The organism is Bradyrhizobium sp. UNPF46, assembly GCF_006658625.1.
GTDB classification, from domain to species: domain Bacteria; phylum Pseudomonadota; class Alphaproteobacteria; order Rhizobiales; family Xanthobacteraceae; genus Bradyrhizobium; species Bradyrhizobium nitroreducens.
The window spans coordinates 1-23,553 of sequence record NZ_LFJB01000031.1 but is presented as its reverse complement, the minus strand read 5'-3'; the positions used below and the strand labels follow the sequence as shown (position 1 = coordinate 23,553).

The following is a 23,553-nucleotide window of genomic DNA, read 5'->3' as shown; positions in this document are numbered from 1 at the left end:
ATTTTTCCTTCGCTTCCGGCCGTTTTCGGTACTCGTACCGATCGTCATCTCCGCACTTGACGGCTACTGTGCATGGGGTTGTTTTTCAAATTTTGCATCCGGCCCATCTCGCCGAAAGCCGATATTGCCGTCACCTTGTCCGGCTGCAATAAGCGAGACCTCGCGAGATCGCAGATGACCTTCTGACCTGACGTCCGTATAGGTTTGCATCTCAGAACAACAACAAACCTTCCGAGGAAGCAGACCCATGGTCTTTTCGACGCGCTTTTCCCGACGCACGCTTCTCAAGGCCTCCGCCGCGACCGCGGTCCTGGGCGGCCTCAGTGCGCCCCATGTGGCCCGCGCCCAGAGCGCCGAGTTCACCTACAAATACGCCAATAACCTGCCCGATACCCATCCGCTGAACGTCCGCGCCAAGGAGATGGCGGCGGCGATCAAGAGCGAGACCAACGGCAAGTTCGACCTCCAGATCTTCCCGAACAACCAGCTCGGTTCCGACACCGACATGCTGAGCCAGATCCGCTCCGGCGGCGTCGAGTTCTTCACGCTGTCCGGCCTGATCCTGTCGACCCTGGTGCCGGCGGCGTCCATCAACGGCATCGGCTTCGCGTTTCCGGATTACGACACGGTCTGGAAGGCCATGGACGGCGACCTCGGCGCCCATGTCCGCGGCGAGATCAAGAAGGCCGGCCTCGAGGTTATGGACAAGATCTGGGACAACGGCTTCCGCCAGACCACGTCCTCGACCAAGCCGATCACCGGGCCTGACGACCTCAAGGGCTTCAAGATCCGCGTGCCGGTGTCGCCGCTGTGGACCTCGATGTTCAAGGCGTTCGACGCCGCGCCCGCCTCGATCAATTTCAGCGAGGTCTATTCGGCGCTCCAGACCAAGATCGTCGAAGGCCAGGAGAACCCGCTGGCAATCATCTCGACCGCCAAGTTGTACGAGGTGCAGAAATACTGCTCGCTGACCAACCACATGTGGGATGGCTTCTGGTTCCTGGCCAACCGCCGAGCCTGGGAAAAGCTGCCTCAGGACGTGCGCACCATCGTCGCCAAGAACATCAATGCCGCTGCCGTCAAGGAGCGTGAGGACACAGCCAAGCTCAACGCCAATCTGCAGCAGGAGCTGGCGACCAAGGGCCTGACCTTCAATCAGCCGGCCGTGGCGCCGTTCCGCGACAAGCTGCGCACCGCCGGCTTCTACGCCGAGTGGAAGGGCAAGTATGGCGACCAGGCCTGGGACCTCCTGGAAAAGGCCGTCGGCAAGCTGTCGTAACGTGTCGGGGCCGTCGAGGTTCGTATCAGGATGGCTCATGTCGAGGTCGAGGTGACCGCAGTGGTGGGCGAGGTGGCGTTTCAGTCCCCTCGCCGACCTTCGCTGCTGGCTTCGCTCGAGCGCATGCTCGGTCTTGCCGTCGAAATCCCGGCGGCAATCCTGGTCGTCGCCGAGATCGTGATCCTGTTTGCCGGCGTGGTCGCACGCTACGGCCTGCACCGGCCGCTGATCTGGTCGGACGAGCTCGCCTCGATCCTGTTCCTGTGGCTTGCCATGCTGGGCGCGGCGGTCGCGTTCCGCCGCTCCGAGCACATGCGCATGACCGCGGTCGTCGCCAGCGCGCGGCCGGCCATGCGGGCCTATCTCGATCTGGTCGCGACCTCCGCGGCCCTGGCGTTTCTGATCCTGATCGTCTGGCCGGCCTGCGACTACGCCTACGAGGAAAGCTACATCACGACCCCGGCGCTCCAGATTTCCAACATGTGGCGCGCCGCCGCGCTGCCGGCCGGCATCGGCCTGATGGCGGCCTTCGCCTTGCTCCGGCTGCTGCGCGCGGCCGATTGGCGGATGGTCGCGGCCGCTATCGTCAGCGTTGCCGTCATCATCGGCCTGTTCTGGCTGGCGGAGCCGTCGCTGCGGCCGCTCGGCAATCTCAACCTCGTCATCTTCTTCGTCGGCGTCGCAGGGTTCTGTGTGTTTGCCGGCGTTCCCATTGCGTTCGGCTTTGGCCTTGCGATCTTCGGCTATCTCGCATTGACCACGCGGACGCCCGTGATGGTGCTGGTCGGGCGGATGGACGAGGGCATGAGCCACCTCATCCTGCTTTCGGTGCCGCTGTTCGTATTCCTGGGCCTGCTGATCGAGATGACCGGCATGGCGCGGGCCATGGTGGCGTTCCTGGCGAGCCTGCTCGGCCATGTCCGCGGCGGCCTGCACTACGTGCTGGTCGGCGCCATGTACCTGGTCTCGGGCATATCAGGCGCCAAGGCCGCCGACATGGCGGCCGTCGCGCCGGTGCTGTTTCCGGAGATGAAGCAGCGCGGCGCCAAGCCCGGCGATCTCGTCGCGCTTCTGGCGGCCACCGGCGCCCAGACCGAGACCATTCCGCCGAGCCTCGTGCTGATCACGATCGGCTCGGTCACCGGCGTGTCGATCGCCGCCCTCTTTACCGGCGGCTTGCTACCCGGCGTCGTGCTCGCAATCACGCTCTGCATGCTGGTGTGGTGGCGCTACCGCCACGAGGACATGAGCCACGTCCGCCGCGCCCCGGGTGGTGAGATCGGCAAGACCTTCATCGTCGCCCTGCCCGCGCTCGCACTGCCTTTCGTGATCCGCTACGCCGTCGTCGAAGGCGTCGCCACCGCCACCGAAGTGTCCACCATCGGCATCGTCTATGGCGCCCTGGTCGGCCTGCTCGTCTACCGCCGCTTCGACTGGCGGCGGCTGTTTCCGATGCTGGTCGAGACTGCGGCGCTGTCCGGAGCCATCCTGCTGATCATCGGCACCGCGACCGGCATGGCCTGGGGCCTGACCCAATCCGGCTTCTCGCGCTCGCTTGCGGCGGCCATGACCGGACTGCCCGGGGGAGCTGCGACCTTCATCGCCGTCTCGATCCTGGCCTTCACCATTCTCGGCAGCGTGCTGGAGGGCATTCCGGCAATCGTGCTGTTCGGACCGCTGCTGTTTCCGATCGCCCGGGCCGTCGGCGTGCACGAGGTGCACTATGCGATGGTGATCATCCTCGCCATGGGCATCGGACTATTCGCCCCGCCCTTCGGCGTCGGCTATTATGCCGCCTGCGCCATCGGACGCGTCGATCCGGCAGAAGGCATCAAGCCGATCTGGGGCTATCTGCTGGCGCTGCTGGTGGGATTGATCGTCGTCGCGATCTTCCCCTGGATCTCGATTGGATTCCTTTGAGGCGTTTTGACGGAGGGTGTCGATGAGTGAGCGGCAGAACCAGTACGATATCGGTCTCGACAAGACGCCCGCCAATTACGTGCCGCTGAGCCCGCTGAGCTTTCTCGCGCGCAGCGCGGCCGTTTATCCCGATCACGTCAGCACGGTCTATGAGGGCCGCAGCTTCACCTGGGCGCAGACCCATGAGCGCTGCAGGCGTTTTGCGTCCTGGCTCGCCGGCAAGGGCATCGGCGTCGGCGACACGGTCGCGGCGATGCTGCCGAACATTCCCGCGATGAACGAGGCGCACTTCGCCGTGCCGATGACCGGCGCCGTGCTCAACGCGCTGAACATCCGCCTCGATGCGCCCTCGATCGCGTTCCAGCTCGACCACGGCGGCGCGAAAATCATCCTGGTCGATCCCGAGTTTTCGGGTGTCATCGCAGACGCGCTGGCACAGATGAAGGGCCCGAGGCCGTTCGTGGTCGACGTCGACGACGCATCGTTCAAGGGCGGCAGCCGGATCGGCGAGATCGAATATGAAGCGGCCGTCGCGCAAGGCGACCCATCCTTCGCGGCGATCCCGCCGAAGGACGAATGGGATGCGATCGCGCTGAGCTACACCTCGGGCACGACGGGAAATCCCAAGGGCGTCGTCACCCATCATCGCGGCGCGTACCTCAACGCCGTCAGCAACATCCTCGCCGGCAATCTCGGCCAGCATCCGGTCTATCTCTGGACGCTGCCGATGTTCCACTGCAACGGCTGGTGCTTTCCGTGGACCATCGCGGCATCGGCCGGCATCAATGTCTGCCTGCGCAAGGTCGAGCCGACGAAGATCTTCGACCTGATCAAGCAACACGGTGTCACCCACATGTGCGGCGCGCCGATCGTGTATAACGTGCTGATCAACGCCCCCGATGCGCCCAAAGGCAAAGCCGCGCGCCGCGTCGTCGGCCTGATCGCCGGTGCCGCGCCGCCGGTCGCCGTGCTGGAAGGCGCCGAAAGCATCGGCATCAAGCTGACTCATGTCTACGGCCTGACCGAGGTCTACGGCCCCGCCTCCGTCTGCGCCGAACAGCCGGGCTGGGACGAGCTTCCGCCTGCGGAGCGCGCGCGCATGAAACGCCGGCAGGGCGTGCCCTACCCGCTCCAGGAACGCGTTACCGTCATCGATCCGCAGACCATGCAGGAGGTGCCGCGCGATGGCGAGACCATCGGCGAGGTCATGTTCCGCGGCAACATCGTGATGAAAGGCTATCTCAAGAACGAGAAGGCGACCACGGAAGCGTTCGAAGGCGGCTGGTTTCACACCGGCGATCTCGGCGTGCTCGACGAGCACGGCTACGTCATCATCAAGGACCGCTCCAAGGACATCATCATCTCCGGCGGCGAGAACATCTCCTCCGTCGAGGTCGAGGACATTCTCTACAAGCACCCCGCCGTGCTGTTCGCCGCAGTGGTCGCAAAACCCGATCCGAAATGGGGTGAAGTGCCTTGCGCCTTCGTCGAGCTGAAGGACGGCGCCAGCGCCAGCGAAGCCGACATCATCGCCTTCTGCCGCAGCCACATGTCGGGCTTCAAGACGCCGAAGGCCGTCGTGTTCGGACCGATCCCGAAGACCTCGACCGGCAAGATCCAGAAGTTCCTGCTGCGCAGCGAGGTCGGATCGGCGAAGGCGATCACGGCCTGAGCCTGCCGGGCTGCAGACACATTTGGAAACATAGACTGCGTATTCGCGACATGCGTCGCATCGCCGGACATCGTTTGCGCGCCTTCGACGACATCGCGACACGTCAGGAAAAGATTGGAAAACGTTAGAGACGCATTTACGATTCCACCTCACCGGATTCGCTGATTCCAGAAGATTCGCCGCGCGGGCTGCGCGGCTGGCGACCGGCGCGGTTGGGGCGCTTCATGCGGTTGGTGTCGTGAGCACGGACGTGCGTGTCCGTCTGGCGCTGCTGCTGTTGGCAGCTGGCCTGCTGCTGCCGAAGCCGGCCGTAGCGCAAACCATGCGCGAGTTCGGCGCGTTTGCGGGTGCGCCAGGGTTGGGGCCCGGCAATTCGAATGCGCCGGGCTACAACAATTTCTCAGGCACGGCGTTTGGCGGCCCGCCGCCGGCAGCATTCCCAGGCGCATCGTTCGGCAATGGCGGCGGCGGCATGCAGGCGGCCTATGGCTGGAATGGCGAGCCGCCCGGCTTTGCCGGCGCGGCCCGCTTCGGTATGCAGCAAGCCTTCGGCGGCGGCGATCGCATCCCGCAGGCCGAGACGGCCCAGGCGACGTTTCTTGCGATGAGGCAGTTCGCGCAGACCCTGCTCGACCCCGCCATTGACGGGCGCGGCGTTGGGCCCGCCGGGATCGACGCAGAACTCACGGCCTACGCCGATATCGGCAACGAGCAGACGCATGGCGGCATCGGACGCGAGGCCTATGGTGCGATCTACGGCAAGCCCTCGCCGGCGGCACCACATTGGAGCGTCTGGGCGGCCGGCTTTGGCGGTTCGCAGGTGTCGAGCGGCGGCAACGGGTCGGCCAGCCGGAGTTTCGGCACCGTGGCCGGGGCCGATTATTCTCTCTCGCCGCAGACACGCATGGGCTTTGCTCTCGCCGGCGGCAACACCGGCTTTGCCAGCAATTTCTCGAGCGGCCGCTCCGACCTCTTCCAGGCCGGCGGCTTCGTCAGGCACGCGGTCGGGTCGGCCTATGTCACGACTGGGCTCGCCTATGGCTGGCAGGCCATCACCGGCGACTATCAGGTCACGCCGGCGGGCACGGACCCGCTCAACGCAGTGGTCAACGCCAACGCCTATTCCGGCCGCCTCGAGGGCGGTTATCGCGTGGCCACGCGCTGGCTCGGCATCACGCCCTATGCGGCCGCGCAGATCACCAGCTTCCACCTGCCCTCAAATGCCGCGCAGCCGGCTCCGATGGCCGACAGGTCCGCGACGGCGCCCGCCAGCACCAGCTTCACCGACAGCCGCACCGAGCTCGGTTTGCGCATGAGCACGTCCGTAGCGCTGTTCGGCGGCATGATGGGCCTGCGCGGGCGGCTCGCCTGGGCGCATGATTTCAGCGCGGGACAGTCGATTCCGGCGGCGTTCCAGGCCTTGCCGGGTCAGGGACTGGTCGCGGGCAACGCCGCATTGGCGCCAAATGCAGCGCTGGCAGGCGTTGCGATCGAGCTGCGCGACCTGAACGGCTGGTCCGCCACGGCCAATTTCGACAGCGAGGTGTCGGACTTGCTACGCTCCTACACCGGCAGGGCCACGCTGCGTTACGCATGGTGACCCCGCCTCGAAATCGAGCCGGGCGAAAGGCCGCCCGTCCTTACATCTTCTTGTAGGCGTCGACGATCGCCTGGCCGTCCGCCCCGGCCTTCTTGAGCCAGTCGGCCGTGAGCTGTTCGCCGATCTTCTGGAAGCCGGCCTTGAGCGCCGGGCTTGGCGGCTCGACGTTCATGCCTTTCGCCTTGAGCTGATCGAGGTACCAGGTGCTCTTGTCCTGCCAGGCCTTCCAGCCGCGGGTCTCCGCCGTCGCAGCGGCCTTGAGGATCGCCTCCTGGGTCGGCTTGTCGAGCGCCTCGAACGCTGCCTTGTTGACGAACGTGTAGTCCTTGGGGATCCAGGCCTGCACGTCATAGAAATACTTTAGCGACTCCCACGCCTTCGCGTCGTAGCCCGTGCCGCCCGACGACATGAACGAATTCACCACACCGGTCGCGAGCGCCTGCGGCAATTCCGCCGCCTGGATCGTGACAGACTGCGCGCCGACCAGCTCGCCGATACGCGCGGTACCGACATTGTAGGCCCGCCATTTCAGGCCCTTCATGTCCTCGACCGTGGCGAGCGGCTTGTTGACGTAGACCCCCTGCGGCGCCCAGGGCACGACGAACAGCAGCTTGAGCCCCTGCGCGTCGAGCTTCTTGGCGATCGCAGGCTTGGAGGCCTGATACAGCTTCATCGCGTCCGGGAAGCTGGTTGCCAGGAACGGGACGACGTCGATGCCGAACAGCGGATCCTCGTTCTCGTGGATCGAGAGCAGCACCTCGCCCATCTGCGCCTGCCCGGTCATCACCGCGCGCTTGATATCTGGCGCCTTGAACAGCGAAGCACCGGGATGAACCGTGATCTGGAGCTTGCCGGACGTGGCGGCATCGACATCCTTGGCGAAGGCGACGAGATTTTCGGAGTGCGGATTGTCCGCCGGATATGCCGCCGGCAGATTCCATTTGGTTTGGGCCAAGGCGGGGGTCGCAATCGCCATAACGCCCGCGATCAAGGACGCGCGCAATAAACGAGACATCATCGGACTTCTCCTCACATTCGATTTGATTACGCTCAGTCTGGGAAAGCGAGCTTGGGCAGGAACATCACGATTTGCGGATACTCCGTGATGATGAACACCGCGGCGAGCAGCAGGACGAAGAACGGAAACGCCGCGCGCGCAACCGTGAACGTGTCGCGTCCACTCATGTTCTGCAGCACGAACAGATTGAAGCCGACCGGCGGCGTGATCTGCGCCATCTCGACGTGGATGATGAGGTAGACGCCGAACCAGACCAGGTCGAGACCGGCCTGCTTGACCATCGGCAGCACGATGACGGCGGTCAGCACGATCATCGAGATGCCGTCGATCAGGCAGCCGAGGATGATGTACATGATGCTCAGATACAGCGCGAGCATGCCCGGCGTGAGCTGCTGCCCCTGCACCCAGGTGGCGAGTGCGGCCGGAATGCCGGTATAGGCCATCGCCGCCGTGGTGTACGCCGCGCCCGCCAGGATCAGCATGATCATGCAGGTCAGGCGCGTCGCGCTCATGATGCTCTCGAGGAAGTTCTTGCGCGTGAGCGTGCCGCTCCACCACGCCAGCAGCAGCGCGCCCGTCACACCCCACGCAGCGCATTCCGTGGCGGTCGCGAAGCCCAGCACCAGCGATAAAAAGACTGCCATGATCAGCAGCAGGCAGGGCGCAAGCCGCGCCGACTCCTGCAGCTTCTGTCGGAACGGCATCGGCGGATCGCGCGGCGGAACCTTGTTGGGATTCAGCAGCGACCAGATGATGATGTAGCCCGAATAGAGCACCATCACGAGCACGCCCGGCAGGAAGCCGCCGAGGAACACCTGAAGCACGGAGACATTCGCCGTGACCGCGTAGACCACCATGGGGATCGAGGGCGGGATCAGGAGACCGAGGGTCCCCGAGCCTGCGAGTGAGCCGAGGCTCAAGCCCTTGTCGTAGCCACGCTTGTCGAGTTCGGGCAGCGCGATCTTGCCGATCGTCGCGCAGGTCGCGGCCGACGATCCCGAGACGGCGGCGAAGATGCCGCAGCCGATCACGTTGACATGCGTCAGGCGCCCGGGGAGCCACTGGACCCAGGGCGACAGTCCCCGGAACATTTCTTCCGACAATTTGGTGCGGAAGAGGATCTCCCCCATCCAGATGAACAGCGGCAGCGCGGCCAGCGTCCACGACGAGCTGGCGCTCCAGGTGGTGGTGGCAAGCACGGCGCCGAGTGGCAAGCTGGTCGTCAGCGCCATCGCCACGAAGCCGACGAGCCCGAGCGAGACCGCGATCCAGACGCCGCTTCCCAGCAGCAGGATCATGACGCCGAGCAGGACGAACGACAGCTCGATCATGCCGAGATTGGCCATGGTCAACCTCCGCCGCCCTGCGAGATGCGTTCGACGAATTCTTCCGGCGTCTCGTCGGGCGAGCCCAGCTCGTAGCTCGGCCGGTTGCCACTGACGACGCTGATCATCTCATCGATCAGCGCGATCGACAGGATCGCGAGACCGCCGGCGAAACCGAGTTGCGGAATCCAGAGCGGAAGCGCGACCACACCCTGCGCCACATCGTTGAAGCGCCAGGAATCGTAGGTCATCTGCACGGCATAGCGGGTGAAATAGAGAATGAAGGCGGTGGCGATACCGAGCGCCACGATCTCCGCGATCCACTTGGTCCGCCCGTGCAGCCGTTCCAGCAGCAAGCCGACGCGGATCATCTCTCCCCGCTTGAAGGTATGCGCCAGGCCGAGAAAGGCCATCGCGGCCATGCACCAGGACGCAAAATCGTCACCGGCGGGAATGTTGATCGCAAATTGGCGGCCGACCGACATGGTCATCATGATCGCAAAGATCGCAACCAGGAAGACGCCGGCGGCGTAGCCTGCTCCGAGATAAAGGAGATCCAGCGCACGGCGCACCGGTCCCCCAGCCGTTAGGTCATCCCCTGCCACGCAATCCCCATCTTCATACGAGGCGTTTCGGTCGACCCGGCGATCACGCATCGCTCGCCGCCGATCCAGCCTCAATATCGCCCTTGGCCAACGCCTGTCTTTCAGACGTTAGATCAACATGATGGGGCCGATGCAAGCAAGGACTATGCCTGCGGTGCGGCGGAATTTCTACCGCAGGTTCAGCGCGTCTCCAGCCGCAGCCCGTCATAGGCCGGCACCACGCCGGCGGGCAGCGATTGCCTGATGACCTCGTAGTCGACGTCGGCGGTCATGTTGGTGATGACGGCGCGCTTCGGCTTGAACCGCTCGATCCAGGACAGCGCGTCGTTGATGCTGAAATGGCTGACATGGTTGGTGTAGCGCAGCCCGTCGACGATCCAGAGGTCGAGATTCTCCAGTGCACCCCAGCTCTCGCGCGGGATGTCATTGAGGTCGGGCGTGTAGGCGGCGTCTCCGATACGATAGCCGAGCGCGGGAATGGCGCCGTGCTGAACCAGGAACGCCGTCATCGTCACCGCGCCGCCCTTCCCCAGGATGATCTGGCTCTCGCCCGCCTCGATCGAATGCCGCGTCAGGATCGGCGGGTAGTCGCTGCCCTCCGGCGAGATGAAGCAATAGGAAAACCGCGCCATGATGTCCTTGGCGGTCGACTGGTTGAAGTAGGTCGGGATGCGGCGGCGCATATGCATCACGACCGAACGCAGATCGTCCATGCCGTGGGTCTGGTCGGCGTGCTCGTGCGTCAAGAAAACCGCGTCGATGTGGTCGACATTGGTCGAAAGCAATTGCTCGCGCAGATCCGGCGAGGTGTCGATCACGATGCGTGTGGTGCCGTGCTCGGAGGTCCGCTCCACCAGCAGCGAGCAGCGGCGACGGCGGTTCTTGGGATTGTTGGGATCGCAGGCGCCCCAACCGAGCGCCGGGCGCGGTACGCCGGCGGAGGAGCCGCAGCCCAGGATCGTCAGCGTCAGCGCCATGCGGCTCCCAATTTCAAGCTTTCACCTTCGAGAACAGGCGGAAGAAATTCTCGGTGGTCTGACGCGAGATTTCATCGAGCGACACGCTGCGTGTCTCGGCCAGCACCTTTGCGACCTCGATCACATAGGCCGGCTCGTTGCGTTTGCCGCGGAACTTGCCCGGCGCAAGATAGGGCGAGTCCGTTTCGACCAGGATGCGATCGGATGGCAATTCGGCAGCAAGCGCGCGCAAGGCTTCCGACTTCTTGAAGGTCAGGATTCCCGTGAATCCGACATAGAGCCCGAGCGACACCGCCTTCAGCGCCAGCTCACGCCCGCCCGTGTAACAATGCAGCACGGCGCGAAACGAACCCTTTGCCGCCTCGTCTTCCAGGATGCGGGCGCAGTCCTCGTCAGCTTCGCGGGTGTGGATCACCAGCGGCAGGCCGGTGGCGCGGGCGGCGGCGATGTGGGCGCGAAAGCCCCTCGCCTGCGCTTCCGGCGAGCCGTTGTCGTAGAAATAGTCGAGCCCGGCCTCGCCGAGCGCGACGACCTTGGGATGCCGCGAGAGCGAGATCAGCTCGTCCGGCGAAATGCCGTCCTCCTCATCCGCGTGGTGCGGATGAGTGCCGACCGAGCAGTAGACGTCGTCGTAGCGCTCAGAGATGGCTAGGAGCTGATCGAGCTTTCGCACCCGAGTCGAGATCGTGACCATGCGACCGATGCCGGCCGCGCGCGCTCGCGACACGATCCCGTCGAGATCCTCCGCAAAATCGGGGAAATCCAGATGGCAGTGGCTGTCGACAAGCATTATCGAGCGTCGCTTTCCAGAACCCAGAGGTCGGCCGTCCGCGGTCCCGACCTTCGACGGTGCTGGATGGCTGTCGACGGGGGCCTCAACTCACAGGTAGGGCTAGTGCGAGGAGACGTCAACCGGACCGCCGATCTCGCGCTCCGGCCGGTTCCTGCGCGGCCAAGCGCCGTGGGCAATCAGGATCAGAGGTCCAGTGCCTCGCGCACCTTCTGCGCCAGCCTGTCGCTCCTGTAGGGTTTTTGCAGCAGATGCACCCCGGCATCGAGCCGACCATGATGGACGATCGAGTTCTCGGTATAGCCCGAGGTGAACAGAACCCGAATGCCTGGGAAGCTCTGTCCGATCCGTTCCGCGAGTTCACGTCCTGTCATGCCGCCAGGCATCACGACGTCCGTGAACAACAGATCGGGCGCTCCGGAACGCGAAACCTCAAGGAGCGCGGACGGTCCGTCGGCGGCCTCCGTCACCCGATAGCCCAGGCGACGCAATTGCTGGACGGCAAACATCCGCACGTGAGGATCGTCCTCGACGACGAGGATGGATTCAGAGCCGTTCGCGACTGGTTCCGGAGCTTGGGAAGACGGGACACCGGTCGTCGCGCCGGCTTCGGCGCGCGGCAAATAGATCTTGATGCACGTGCCGTGGCCGACTTCGCTGTAGACCTGGATGTGTCCGCCCGTCTGTTTGACGAAGCCATACACCATGCTGAGTCCGAGTCCCGTCCCCTTGCCGACCGGCTTGGTCGTAAAGAACGGCTCGAAAATGCGGTTACGCATCTCCGGGGCGATGCCGCTGCCCGTGTCGGACAAGGCCACCATGACGTACTGGCCTGGATTGACCTCCAAGTTGTGCGCGGCATAATCGTCCGAGAGATCGACATTGGCCGTCTCGATCGTCAGCTTGCCACCCTGCGGCATCGCATCGCGCGCATTGAGGACGATATTGAGAATGGCAGTCTCGGTTTGACGGATATCGGCGGTCACGCTCCACAACGACTTCGCAAGTCGAAGTTCGACTTCGACATTCTCGCCGATGGTACGCCGCAGCAGCGCGTTCATGTGCGTCACGACCTCATTCAGATCGAACGTGCTGGGCTCGAGCGCCTGGCGGCGCGCGTAGGCGAGCATCAGTTGCGTCAGGCTCGCGCCGCGCTCGGCGGCGGCGATGATCGGCTCGACCAGCTTGCGAAGTTCGTCGCTATTGATCTCCTGCTTGAGGACCTCTGCGTTGCCGAGGACGACAGTCAGCAGATTGTTGAAGTCATGGGCGATGCCGCCAGTCAACTGGCCGATAGCTTCCATCTTCTGCGCCTGTGCGAGTTGCGCTTCGATTCGCTTGCGGTCCGTGATGTCCTCCGTCAGGAAGGCGACGCCGCCGATGTTGCCGAGCGCATCGAACCAGGGGCGCACCTCCCAGCGCAGCCATTGCAGCCGTCCGTCGGATCTCGTGAACGAATCCTCGTCGGCATGAAGCGTCTCGCCCGCAAGGGCGCGGCGGTGAATCGCGCGCCAGCGCTCCGGAATTTCGGGAAAGACTTCATAATGTGACAGCCCGCGCAGATCGCGCCCAAGGAGACCGTAGTCGACCAGCCAGCGGTCGCTGTAGACGATGTAACGCAGCTCATTATCGAGCATCGCGATCGCGGCGGGTGAGTATTTGATGAAATATCTTAGGCGCTCCTCGCTCTCGCGCAAGGCTTCCGCTGCTCCTTGCTGGAGCGCTTCGAGAGTTCTGCGGCTGGAAACGTCCCTCACTGCAGCGATCGCGGCATACCGGTCGGCCAAAATGATCGGACTGATGCTGATCTCGGCCGGGAATTCCGTCGTGTTTTTACGACGCCCATACAGCAGCAATCCACCACCCATCATTCGGGAGGTCGGCTTCCGGAAATAAGCCTTGAGCTGATAGGAGTGTTCGCCGCGAAATCGTTCTGGGATCAGCACCTCGATCGAGCTGCCGACAAGCTCGTCGGGCGCGTATCCGAAAATGTCGGTGACGCGGTCGCTGGCGAATTCGATCACGCCAGCGGCGCTGATCATGATAACGGCGTCCGGACTGGCCGCCAGGACCCCTCTGAACCTCGCTTCGCTTTCGCGCAAATCGGCCGCTATGCGGTCTCGATGAGCCGGTCCCTGCCCCCAACTCAGGTTACGCAGCCGCTGCCAAAATCCGGGTCTGCGCGACCTCCCAAGCTTTTTTGGCGACTTGCCGTCGTCCTTGATATCCGGTGGACCCAATTCTCACCTATCTTGCCCAGGTGCGAAAAGCAGAGTCCGGCGCTGAAGTTGCATTGATCTGGATCAATGACACGAATCGAATCGCGTGCGCGGCGTCGGTCGCGCGGCTAGCCGCCCATCTAAATACCTGTCAGCAAGGGGCTGCAGAGGTTCCGGCATCCCGCGCAAGCCCTCCCAGGCAAGCGTAAGGCCGGGCGCCCGGCGCCGAGTCGCTGAGCAGTGTTTAAGCCGTGGGCTCGATATAGCGCGGGAATGCCGGCGTCGGCGCAGGCAGCGTCGAGCCCGGCGCGATCCGCTTGGCCCCGCCGAGCATGGCGAAGGTGCGCTCGGCTTCGGGGACACCAAGGCTGTCGAGCAGCTTGCCCGAAGCGGCCGGCATCGCCGGCTGGGCCAGGATCGCGATCTGGCGCACGACTTCGGCGGTGACATAGAGCACCGTTTTCTGCCTGATGGGATCGGTCTTGGCGAGCGCCCACGGGGCCTCGCCCGCGAAATAGCGGTTGGCCTCCGCGACCACGGCCCACACGGCGTTGAGCCAGTGATGGATCTGCTGCGTTGCCATGGCCTCGCGCGATGCGACCACCATGCCGTCGGCCATCGCCAGGATCGCCTTGTCGTTGTCGCTGAATTCGCCGGGCTCGGGCAGCACGCCGCCAAGTTGCTTGGCGATCATCGACAGTGAACGCTGCGCCAGATTGCCGAGATCGTTGGCGAGGTCGGCGTTGATGCGTGCCACGATGGCCTCGTGGTTGTAGTTGCCGTCCTGGCCGAACGGCACCTCGCGCAGGAAGAAATAGCGCACCTGATCGACGCCGTACTGGTCGGCGAGGTTGAAGGGGTCGACGACGTTGCCGACCGACTTCGACATCTTCTCACCTCTGCTGAACAGGAAGCCGTGGGCATAGACCCGCTTCGGCAGCGGGATGCCGGCCGACAGCAGGAACGCCGGCCAATACACCGCGTGGAAACGGATGATGTCCTTGCCGATGATGTGCACATCGGCCGGCCAATAGCGCCAGTTCTTGTCGCTCTCGTCGGGGAAGCCGACGCCGGTGATGTAGTTGGTCAGCGCGTCGACCCAGACATACATCACGTGATCCTCGTCGCCGGGCACCTTGACGCCCCAGTCGAACGTGGTGCGCGAGATCGAGAGATCGCGCAGGCCGCCTCTGACGAAGCTCACCACCTCATTCTTGCGGGAGTCCGGGCCGATGAAATCAGGATGATCCGCATAGAGCTTGAGCAGCTTGTCCTGATACGCCGAGAGGCGGAAGAAATAGCTCTTCTCCTCGACCCATTCGACCGGCGTTCCCTGCGGGCCGAGCCTGACGCCGTCGTCGTTCACGCGTGTCTCGTCCTCGGCGTAATAGGCTTCGTCACGGACCGAGTACCAGCCCGCATAGGTGTCGGCGTAGATGTCCCCGTTCGCTTCCATACGCCGCCAGATCTCCTGGCTGGAGCGATGATGCTGCTCCTCGGTGGTGCGGATGAAGCGATCGAACGACACGTTCAGGCGCTGGTCCATCTCCTTGAAGCGGCCGGCATTGCGGGTCGCGAGGGCTGCGGCGGACATGCCCTCGCCGGCCGCCGTCTGCACCATCTTCTGTCCGTGCTCGTCGGTGCCGGTCAGGAAGAACACGTCCTTGCCGTCGAGCCGGGCAAAACGCGCCAGCACGTCTGTCGCGATCGCCTCATAGGCATGGCCGATATGCGGGCTGCCGTTGGGGTAAGCGATTGCGGTCGTGATGTAGAAGACGTTGTCGCGCGCCGGGGCGGCAATGGGCGCGGCGGCTTGCGGAGCTGCGACGGGCTTCGGCGCAGGCTGCACCTCGGGCTTCGACACTTTGGGCTTGGCAGCCTTCGGCGGCACGACGACGGCAGCCGGCGCCGCGATCGCAGCAGGTGCAGTGGCCTTTGCCGTCTTGGCTACTGTCTCCGCCGGAGCCTTCGCTGCTTTCTTGGCCGGTTTCTCGGCTGGCTTCTTGGCCGCTTTCTTCACTGCCTTCTTGGCGACGACCTGCTTCTTTGCAGCCTTCTTGCCGGCTCCCTTTGCCGACTTCGCGACGCTCTTCTTCACGCCCTTCTTGCCGGTAGCTTTCTTGGCCTTCTTGACCTTCTTGGCGGCTTTGCGCGCAAGCGCTTTCACGGCCTTCTTGGCGGTTTTCTCGGCGGCCTTCTTCGTAGCCTTCTTGCCCTTGGCGGTTTTCTTAGCTCGCGTTGCCACGACGAATTCCTTTACCGGCTTCTCGAAATCTGGAAACGAACCTGAGTTCGACTATTGATTTGCGCATGATCCTTTTCGGAAAACCGCTGCGCACTGTTCCGGATCATGCTTTAGCGCGTTGCGTCCGCCAGCCAGCCGAACACCGAGAAAACCAAGGGCTTGCGCTCCAGATTGTAGGTTTCGGTGTCGCGCGCGGCGCGGACGATCTTTTCCCATACCTCGCTTAAGCGCGCAAGGCGCGGCAGGTTCTGGTTGGCATTGGCCTCGTCCGCATGCAGCCGTTCCGCAATCCAGCGATCGATGCCGTCGATGAAGGCGGCGAGCGCGACGCGGTCGCTGGTGGGAAGCGAATCGCCGAGCGTGTGCAACTCGCGCGGATCGACCTGCGGCAGGCGCGCAAGCAGCGCCGCCGTGCGTTGCTGGAGCTTCAGCGCGTCGCCGCCGAGCAGCGTCAGGGCTCGTGCAACGCTCCCCTCCGAGGCCTCCGCCGCCTCGCGCAGCGCGGGATCGTTCGGATCGAGCTCGGCCGCTGCAGCCGCAGCCCCGATCACATCGTCCGTTGCGAGCGGCCGCAGGCGGAGCTTGCGGCAACGCGACTGGATCGTGGCAAGCACGCGCGCGGGCGCGTGGCTCACCAGCAGGAACAACGATTGCTGGGGCGGCTCCTCCAAAATCTTCAGGAGCGCGTTGGCCGCATTCGGGTTGAGCTCGTCCACGGTGTCGACGATGCAGACGCGCCAGCCTTCTGCCGCCGCGGTCGAGCCGAAGAAGCCGATCGTCTCGCGCGTCTCGTCCACGGTGATCACGGTGCGCATCACGCCGCGATCGTTGGCGGTACGCTCCAGCGTCAGCAGGCCGCCATGCGAACTCGCCGCGACCTGCCGCGCCACGGGGTCGTCGGGATCGATCGCGAGGTCCTCGGCGCGCTGCACGGCTTCCGCGAGCGGCTGGCCATGAGCGAGCACGAAGCGCGCCATGCGATAGGCCAGCGTCGCCTTGCCGATCCCCTGGGCCCCGCCGATCAGCCAGGCATGCGGAATCCGGCCGCTGCGATAGGCCGCCAACAGCGCCGCCTCGGCCTCGCGATGGCCGAACAGACGGCTCGTCTCGCGCGGATGCGGAATGGCGCTTTCGCGCTCGGTCTGACGCGGGCTCATGCCGACACCACCGAAGCCGGCGTCGGAAGCAGGCGATCGCGCAGAGCAGTCCAGACGCGGCCTGCGACCGTGTCAGGATCGGAATTGGCGTCGATCAGCACGCAGCGCGCGGGATCGTCGGCTGCGATCTTGCGATAGGCCTCGCGCAGGCCCTGATGGAAACTGAGCTGCTCGCTCTCGAACCGGTCGGGCGTGCCGCTGCCGCGGCGCGCGGCGGCGCGTTGCAGGCCGATCTCGACCGGCAAATCGAGGATGATGGTGAGATCCGGCTTGAGATCGCCGATCGTGACCCGCTGCATCGCGTTGATCAGCCCGGCCGGCACGCGGCCGAGGCTGCCCTGATAGGCCCGCGTCGAGTCGGCGAAGCGGTCGCACAGCACCCATGTGCCCTGGTTGAGCGCCGGGAGGATCACGGTGCGGACATGGTCATCGCGCGCGGCGGCGAACAGCAGCGTCTCTGCCTCGGGGCCGAGCAGCCTGCCCATGCCCGACAGCACCAGATGACGCATGATCTCGGCGCCCGGCGAGCCGCCCGGCTCACGGGTGACTCGGATGCGCAGCTTTGCCGCCTTGAGGCGGTCGGCGAGCTTCTTGATCTGGGTCGATTTGCCGGTGCCCTCACCGCCTTCAAAGGTGATGAAGCGTCCGCGTCCGGACGGCCGCTGTCCCGCGCTCTCACTCATGATCAGAGCTTCTCGGCGCCTGCGCGGAACATGCCGATCACGAGCTCGCTGGCGCCGTCGATCGCCCGGCGCACGGTCGAGCCGGTGCCGATCGCTTCGGCGGCATAGACCGGCGTCTCCACCGCGATGTTGCCGCTGCGCCAGACCCTGACCACACCGACCCGCTGGCCGGCCTCGACCGGCGCCCGAACCGGGCCGCTATAAACGACGCGCGCGATCAGCTTGTCACTGCCGTTCTTGTGCACCATCACCTTCACCGGAGTCTTGGCGACGAGCTTCACCGAGCGACTCTCGCCGCCGAACACCTTGGCATAGCCGACGGGCTGGTCGGCCGCGATCAGCGTGCGGGTCTCGAAATTGCGGAACCCCCATTCCAGCATTTTCTTGGCTTCCGTGGCACGATCCTCGGGATCTTCCAGCCCGTTGACGACGACGATCAGCCTCGTCCCGTTCTGTACCGCCGAACCGACCATGCCGTAGCCGCCTTCCTTGGTGTAGCCGGTCTTGAGGCCGTCGGCGCCTTCCATCGAATTGAGCAGCGGATTGCGGTTGGGTTGGCGGATCTTGTTCCAGGTGTACTCCTTCTCGCCGAACAGTTTGTAGAATTCGGGGAAGTCCAGGATGATGTGCCGGGCGAGGATTCCGAGTTCGCGCACGGTCATTTTGTTGGCGGGGTCGGGCAACCCGTTGGAGTTGCCGAAGGTCGATCTGGTCATGCCGAGCTCGCGGGCGCGCTTGGTCATGAAGTCGGCCGCAAAGATCTTCTCGTTGCCCGCCATGGCTTCGGCGAGCGCGATGCAGGCGTCGTTGCCGCTCTGGATGATCGCGCCGTGCAGGAGATCGTCGACCGAGACCTTGCTGTTGATGGCGGCGAACATGGTCGAGCCGCCCGAGGGCGCGCCGCCCCGGCGCCAGGCGTTCTCACTGATCCGGTACTCGTCGGTCAGCTTGATGTCGCCCTTCTTGATCGCATTGAAGACGACCTCCGCCGTCATCAGCTTCATCATGCTGGAGGGCGCGCGCAGCTCGTCGGCATTCTTCTCGAACAGCACGCTGCCGCTCGTGGCCTCGATCAGGATCGCGGTTGGGGCATCGCCGTCGAAGCCGGCATCCTCGGTTTTCTTCGCGCCCTGGACGCTCTGGTTCGCGGCCCAAAGCGCCCCGCTCCAGCCGATGCTTGCCGCCAGGACCGTCGCGATCAGGCCGCGCGCCAGCGCTCCGGCGGTGAACCGGGTGCGACGGTGCGAAGGAAGACGACATACCATGGCCAAGCCCTGAGAGCAGCGTTCTAACAGCTGGAATCGGTGCGAACAACGCGGGGGTTGGACACCTGCCCGAAGATTGCACGATTCTCGCCGCGCCCCTATCGTGGCACCTTATGTTTCCCGACCAAACCCCTGAAACAAGGCGGAAAAGCGATGTCCTCCACCCGCGTGATCAAGGCCAACGGCATCGATCTCTTCATCCGCGAAGCCGGCCAGGGGCCCCTGGTGGTGCTTTGCCATGGCTGGCCGGAGCTGTCCTATTCCTGGCGCCACCAGATTCCCGCCCTCGCCGGGGCCGGATTTCACGTCGTCGCCCCCGACATGCGTGGCTATGGTCAGAGCTCGGCGCCGCCCGACGTGAATGCCTATTCGATCTTCGACACGGTCGGCGACGTGGTTGGCCTGGTGCAGGCGCTCGGCGAGACCAGGGCGATGGTGGTCGGGCACGATTGGGGCGCGCCGGTCGCCTGGCACGCGGCGCTGTTCCGGCCGGACATCTTCGCGGCGGTCGCGGGGCTGAGCGTGCCGCCGCCGTTCCGCGGGCGCGGTAGGCCGCTCGACCTGTTGCGCCAGGGCGGCGTCACCAACTTCTACTGGCAGTATTTCCAGGCCCCCGGGGTCGCCGAGGCCGAGCTCGAGCGCGATGCCGCCCGCACCATGCGCATCGTGCTCGGGGGACGCGGGCTCGCCGATCCCACTGCCGCCATGTTCGTGCAGGAGGGCCAGGGCTTTCTCAGCCACGCGACCGCCGAGGAGCCCCTGCCCGCATGGCTCAGCGAGGAAGATCTCGCCTATTTCACCGAGAGCTTCCGCAAGTCCGGCTTTCGCGGCGGGCTGAACTGGTACCGCAACATCGACCGCAATTGGGAGCTGACGGCGCCTTGGCAGGACGCACAGATCCGTCAGCCCTCGCTGTTCATCGCCGGCTCCCGGGACGCCGTCATCACCGGCCTGATCGGCGCAAAGCGCGTCAACGAGCTCGAGCGTGTGCTGCCCAATCTGAAGCGAAAGCTGATCATCGAGGGCGCCGGCCACTGGGTGCAGCAGGAACGGCCCGACGAGGTCAACGCTGCGCTTGTGGAGTTCCTGCGCCAAGCGTCGGCGCGCTAGCCGATATCCTTTCTCATCGCAATGTACGCGGCGCCCGCAGCCTCCCGCTCGACAAATCCGTGCCGCAGGTAAAACCGGCGCGCCCTCACATTGCTCGCGAGCACCGTGAGCGTCAGCGCACCGACACTCTGCTGCCGAGCGCTCGCTTCGAGAGCGTCGAGGATCTTCGCGCCGGCGCCGCGACCGCAAGCGGCCGGCAGCAGCGCGATGTCGATGATGTGCCAGTGCCCGCTTGCGCAATGAAGCAGCAGACGACCGATCGCGCCCCCGTCTCGTGTGACGATCAACGAGATCGCGTTCGGAAACTGCACGGCATAGCCGTTCGTCTGGCCGCGGAATTGTTGTTCGAGAACCTGCTCGAGGATCGGCCCGGACAGTCCTGCGGCTATGAATTGCCTGCTCCTGGCCTCGCGGAACAGCTGCCGCGTGAACGGCTCATCACCGGGATCGGCTGACCGCAGGCGCAAATCCGGATCGCCAGGGACAATGTCGAGCCGCGCGCCGCCGTCGATCATGCGTGGGCGCTATGGAAAGCTCGGAAAGATACCCGCATAGGCAATGCACATGATCAGGGCCTGGGTCGGCTGCATGTTGTCGTGAGGCAGGCTCTGCCCGGTGAACGTGACCGCGTTCGGCGAAAAAGTGAGATTGCCGGGCGGATCCACGAAGCCGTTGAACACCGGATTGAGCGCGACCATGTTCATTCCCGTCCCGGGACCGGGCGCGGCATTTTGCGCAGTGTTGCTGCCCAGTTGCAGCGCGTGCGTGTGCATCGCCATGTTGTCGCCGATCAGGCTGACCTGGGAGCTGCCGATGGACTCGCCGACGACGCGCGGCTGCAATCCCGGCCCGGTACCCTGACTGATCGTCACCGCGCCGTTGAGATTGGGCAAAGCGAAGTTGGTCGTGCCGTTGCCACCGTAATTGGTGCCGATCAGCGCAAACAACGGCGTGAAGGCTTGAACGGCGACAAGCTGTCCGAAGCACGGCAGCCAGGCATTGTTGAAGCCGCCAACCGCGAAGGCAAACGGGAACGCCTGAATTTCGCCGACGTAGGGAGTTGACATGTTGCTTTCCTTGAGACGAGCCCAGTACCCGGGCGGCCTAGCCCGGTGACGGAAAAATGCCGTTGAAGCAGATGCAGTAGTTGGCGACGACGGTCGGCATCATGTTGTTGTGTCCGATGTTCTTGCCTGCCGTGGTGACGCAAGGAGCCATCGTCGCGTAGGGCGCGGCATTCATGACCGGCGCGTAAAGATTGCCGGTTGAAGCCGTTGCCAGGTGCACGGTCGGTCCCGGTGTTGCCGTGTCGGCGGTGGCCGTGGACGACATCAGCGAATGGCTGTGCACCGGCATTTCCGCTTCGATCAGCGTATGATCTTCCTCTCCCGCCATTTGGCCAAGCGCATAGGTAGGGAGGCCCTGTCCGGTGCCCTGGCCGATCGGAACGCGACCGCGCAGATCGGGGAGATTGAAGGTCTGCACTCCGTCGCCGCCATAGGTCGTGCCGATGACCGCATAAAGGACGTCGTATTGTGAGATCGCCAGCGACTGTCCGCTGCAGGCCAGCCAGCCATCCGGGACTCGCGGAAAGCCGAACAGACGTATCTCGCCGATAAACGGATCTGCCATCGCAAAACTCCCCTCTCTCTCTGTGCACGCCAGCCTGATTGTGCCGATGGACAAGACGCGCGATAGGTTCGAAGCGTTGAAATTTGATCTGGTCGGTGGAGACCCGATCCGGGGAGTTGCTAGTTTCGCGAGGGGTAGGTGCCCTGCATCGCGATCAAATAGTTGATGACGAGATAGGGCTGCATGTTGTTGTGCGGTTGGCCGCTGCCCTCGTTCACCAAATTCGTGCCGGTCGCGAGCGGGGTCTCGGCACTGCCTGCGGTCAGGAAGATATTCTTCCCGGCCGGCGCTGTGCTCGTCGCAAAAATGTTGTTGTCGGGCGGTGCACCGCGTCCCTGGCCGTTCGCAGCCGTCGCCTGGATGAGGTGATTGTGCTGCGGCAGCTGGAGCGCGGTCATGTTGACCGACACCGATCCGCCGAGCGCGCCGGCCGGATAGGCTCCGGAGCTGCCGCTCGAACCAAGAATGGCGCGGCCGCGCAGATCGGGAAGCGCAAACGTCGTCACGCCGTTGCCGCCATAATAGGTACCGAGCAAAGAGAACAAGGCCTGATTGGGCTGGATCGCGAGCAGCGCTCCGTTGCAGAGCGCCCAATTCCTCGGGATCGTTGCGCCGGCGAAAGGCATGATCTGCCCCAGAACAGGCTCGTACGGCATAACCCCTCCCCCAAAAAATCAAGTGATCTGTCGCGTGACCATGCGAACGACGACGGCAATACCTAAATTAAAGAATGAAATTATAGAACCGCACTCGCTTAGATTGTTAACCAGGCTGCGTTGACAGTCAAGCAGGCGCACAACCATAAATCGACATCCTCGGCGATCATTGCCGAAGCACGCATTTGTTGCCGCAATGCCACGGTTCGCCGGAAAGTAGTCCTCCTGGATGACGTTTCGGGGCGTTTAGGCCTGCATGCGCTTGCATTGTTTCCGGCATCAGACCCTAAATGCACGCAAGAATTTACGCGATCAATTGCACAATCAGGGATTTCAGCGCGGAAGCTCTTATGTCGGGAGCTGCCGCAAGGGGGGCCGGTGAGTCACGCTTTTGCTGTGGCCGTGCCAGTAATAGCCCGGGAATGGGCGGGCTTGGCGTACAACAGCCGGACCGGGCATCGGCGCATATCGCGGACCCTTTGGCGCGCGGTTCAAAGCATCGGCCTCGCGGCCGTCTTGATGATTGGTACCATCGCGGCAGCGAATGCGGCGTGCACTGTCACGACCGGCTCGACAAACGCTGCAACGATCACGATCAACGGCACCGGCGGCGGCAACACCGTCGGTCTTTGTGTCACCAACAATTCCGTGGCGTGGGGTCTTTACGGCTCATCGAACGGCAGCAATCCCAACGTTGATGCCTTCAACAACTATCCGATGACGGCGGGAGGCCTCACCCCTACCAATCTGAGTTACACGACGAGCAAGGGAACCTACACACTCGTTCCCGTGCCGGATGGCGGTTTTACGTCGTTTCCCGAGTACGACATCACGCTCAACTCGCAATCGGGCGGGGGAACCGACACGATTGTGATCTGGTACGCAAGCGCCTGCACGGTGGCCAACCAGTGCAATTTCAATCCCGAGCTGACTGACACGTCCTTTACGATCACCGTCAACCTTCCAACGCCAACGGTAACGGCTGTCTCTCCGACCGCGGGACCGACCGCGGGCGGCAACAGCGTCGTCATCACCGGCGCGAATTTGACCGGCACAACCGGGGCCGGCGGCGTCAAGTTCGGCGCCACCAATGCCACCAGCTACACCGTCAACTCCGCGACGCAGATCACGGCAGTCGCGCCGGCTGGGGCCGCCGGTACCGTCGACGTCACCGTCACCAACAATGGCGTGACGTCTGCGACATCGGCCGCTGACCAGTACACTTATGTCAGCCCGCCGACGGTGACCTCGGTTTCTCCGACCCAGGGCCCGCAGACCGGCGGCACGACCGTGGTCATCACCGGCACGAACCTTTCCGGCGCGAGCGCGGTCACATTCGGAGCAACGGCCGCAACAGGCTTCACGGTCAATTCGGCGACCCAGATCACGGCGACGTCACC

At 64.3% G+C, this 23,553-nt stretch carries 20 protein-coding genes; 6 read left to right on the top strand and 14 right to left on the bottom strand.

Going from position 1 to position 23,553, the window contains the following annotated elements:
* Positions 1-247: 247 nt before the first annotated feature.
* The 4 genes from UNPF46_RS13755 (at position 248) to UNPF46_RS13740 (ending at position 6,471) form a co-directional block, all read left to right on the top strand.
* Complete coding sequence (locus UNPF46_RS13755) at positions 248-1,279, top strand: TRAP transporter substrate-binding protein (protein WP_100177427.1); 1,032 nt, start codon at positions 248-250, stop codon at positions 1,277-1,279.
* 30 nt (positions 1,280-1,309) lie between these two features.
* A complete protein-coding gene (locus UNPF46_RS13750) occupies positions 1,310-3,199 on the top strand; it encodes a TRAP transporter large permease (RefSeq protein WP_142250364.1) in 1,890 nt (629 codons plus the stop codon).
* Positions 3,200-3,221: 22 nt separating this feature from the next.
* Positions 3,222-4,871 (top strand): acyl-CoA synthetase, encoded by a 1,650-nt coding sequence (locus tag UNPF46_RS13745; RefSeq protein ID WP_181769918.1) that lies wholly within the window; start codon positions 3,222-3,224, stop codon positions 4,869-4,871.
* 250 nt (positions 4,872-5,121) lie between these two features.
* Entirely contained in the window at positions 5,122-6,471 is a 1,350-nt protein-coding gene (locus UNPF46_RS13740; protein WP_142250362.1) for an autotransporter outer membrane beta-barrel domain-containing protein, read from the top strand.
* Between the two features lie 40 nt (positions 6,472-6,511).
* Here the strand turns inward: UNPF46_RS13740 and UNPF46_RS13735 are convergent, their stop codons facing one another.
* The 10 genes from UNPF46_RS13735 to UNPF46_RS13690 form a co-directional block, all read right to left on the bottom strand.
* The gene (locus tag UNPF46_RS13735; protein ID WP_142250361.1) at positions 6,512-7,489 is read right to left on the bottom strand and encodes a TRAP transporter substrate-binding protein; all 978 of its coding nucleotides are present in this window, start codon (positions 7,487-7,489) and stop codon (positions 6,512-6,514) included.
* Between the two features lie 32 nt (positions 7,490-7,521).
* Positions 7,522-8,835: a TRAP transporter large permease gene (locus UNPF46_RS13730; protein ID WP_142250360.1), complete on the bottom strand. Its 1,314-nt coding sequence runs from the start codon at positions 8,833-8,835 to the stop codon at positions 7,522-7,524.
* A 2-nt stretch (positions 8,836-8,837) separates the two neighbouring features.
* On the bottom strand, positions 8,838-9,470 hold the full coding sequence (locus tag UNPF46_RS13725) for a TRAP transporter small permease (RefSeq protein WP_100177421.1): 633 nt from the start codon (positions 9,468-9,470) through the stop codon (positions 8,838-8,840).
* 128 nt (positions 9,471-9,598) lie between these two features.
* Positions 9,599-10,396: an MBL fold metallo-hydrolase gene (locus tag UNPF46_RS13720; protein ID WP_100177420.1), complete on the bottom strand. Its 798-nt coding sequence runs from the start codon at positions 10,394-10,396 to the stop codon at positions 9,599-9,601.
* Between the two features lie 13 nt (positions 10,397-10,409).
* A complete protein-coding gene (locus tag UNPF46_RS13715; protein ID WP_100177419.1) occupies positions 10,410-11,186 on the bottom strand; it encodes a TatD family hydrolase in 777 nt (258 codons plus the stop codon).
* A gap of 185 nt (positions 11,187-11,371) precedes the next feature.
* Positions 11,372-13,288, bottom strand: coding sequence for a hybrid sensor histidine kinase/response regulator (locus UNPF46_RS13710; protein WP_283811665.1), 1,917 nt, complete (start codon positions 13,286-13,288; stop codon positions 11,372-11,374).
* A gap of 361 nt (positions 13,289-13,649) precedes the next feature.
* Positions 13,650-15,650: a methionine--tRNA ligase gene (metG, locus tag UNPF46_RS13705; protein WP_142250358.1), complete on the bottom strand. Its 2,001-nt coding sequence runs from the start codon at positions 15,648-15,650 to the stop codon at positions 13,650-13,652.
* Between the two features lie 110 nt (positions 15,651-15,760).
* Complete coding sequence (locus tag UNPF46_RS13700) at positions 15,761-16,807, bottom strand: DNA polymerase III subunit delta' (protein ID WP_142250357.1); 1,047 nt, start codon at positions 16,805-16,807, stop codon at positions 15,761-15,763.
* Positions 16,804-17,490 carry a dTMP kinase gene (tmk, locus tag UNPF46_RS13695; RefSeq protein WP_142250356.1) on the bottom strand — a complete coding sequence of 229 codons (687 nt, stop codon included), beginning with the start codon at positions 17,488-17,490 and terminating at the stop codon, positions 16,804-16,806. The genes UNPF46_RS13700 and tmk overlap by 4 nt, the downstream gene beginning before the upstream one ends.
* A 2-nt stretch (positions 17,491-17,492) precedes the next feature.
* Positions 17,493-18,755: a D-alanyl-D-alanine carboxypeptidase family protein gene (locus UNPF46_RS13690; protein ID WP_142250355.1), complete on the bottom strand. Its 1,263-nt coding sequence runs from the start codon at positions 18,753-18,755 to the stop codon at positions 17,493-17,495.
* A gap of 153 nt (positions 18,756-18,908) precedes the next feature.
* On the opposite strand from UNPF46_RS13690, the gene UNPF46_RS13685 reads away from it, so the two are divergent.
* Positions 18,909-19,865, top strand: coding sequence for an alpha/beta fold hydrolase (locus UNPF46_RS13685; RefSeq protein WP_142250354.1), 957 nt, complete (start codon positions 18,909-18,911; stop codon positions 19,863-19,865).
* On the opposite strand, the gene UNPF46_RS13680 is transcribed toward UNPF46_RS13685, so the two are convergent.
* From UNPF46_RS13680 to UNPF46_RS13665, 4 genes are all read right to left on the bottom strand, one after another.
* Entirely contained in the window at positions 19,862-20,380 is a 519-nt protein-coding gene (locus UNPF46_RS13680) for a GNAT family N-acetyltransferase (protein WP_181769917.1), read from the bottom strand. The genes UNPF46_RS13685 and UNPF46_RS13680 overlap by 4 nt on opposite strands.
* A gap of 9 nt (positions 20,381-20,389) precedes the next feature.
* The gene (locus UNPF46_RS13675) at positions 20,390-20,932 is read right to left on the bottom strand and encodes a phage tail protein (protein WP_100177412.1); all 543 of its coding nucleotides are present in this window, start codon (positions 20,930-20,932) and stop codon (positions 20,390-20,392) included.
* A 37-nt stretch (positions 20,933-20,969) separates the two neighbouring features.
* Complete coding sequence (locus UNPF46_RS13670) at positions 20,970-21,497, bottom strand: phage tail protein (RefSeq protein WP_100177411.1); 528 nt, start codon at positions 21,495-21,497, stop codon at positions 20,970-20,972.
* Positions 21,498-21,616: 119 nt separating this feature from the next.
* Positions 21,617-22,153: a phage tail protein gene (locus UNPF46_RS13665; protein ID WP_100177410.1), complete on the bottom strand. Its 537-nt coding sequence runs from the start codon at positions 22,151-22,153 to the stop codon at positions 21,617-21,619.
* Positions 22,154-22,672: 519 nt separating this feature from the next.
* Between UNPF46_RS13665 and UNPF46_RS13660 the strand changes: the two genes are divergently transcribed.
* Positions 22,673-23,553 (top strand): IPT/TIG domain-containing protein (locus UNPF46_RS13660; protein WP_181769916.1); only part of this gene is annotated, 881 nt, incomplete at its 3' end.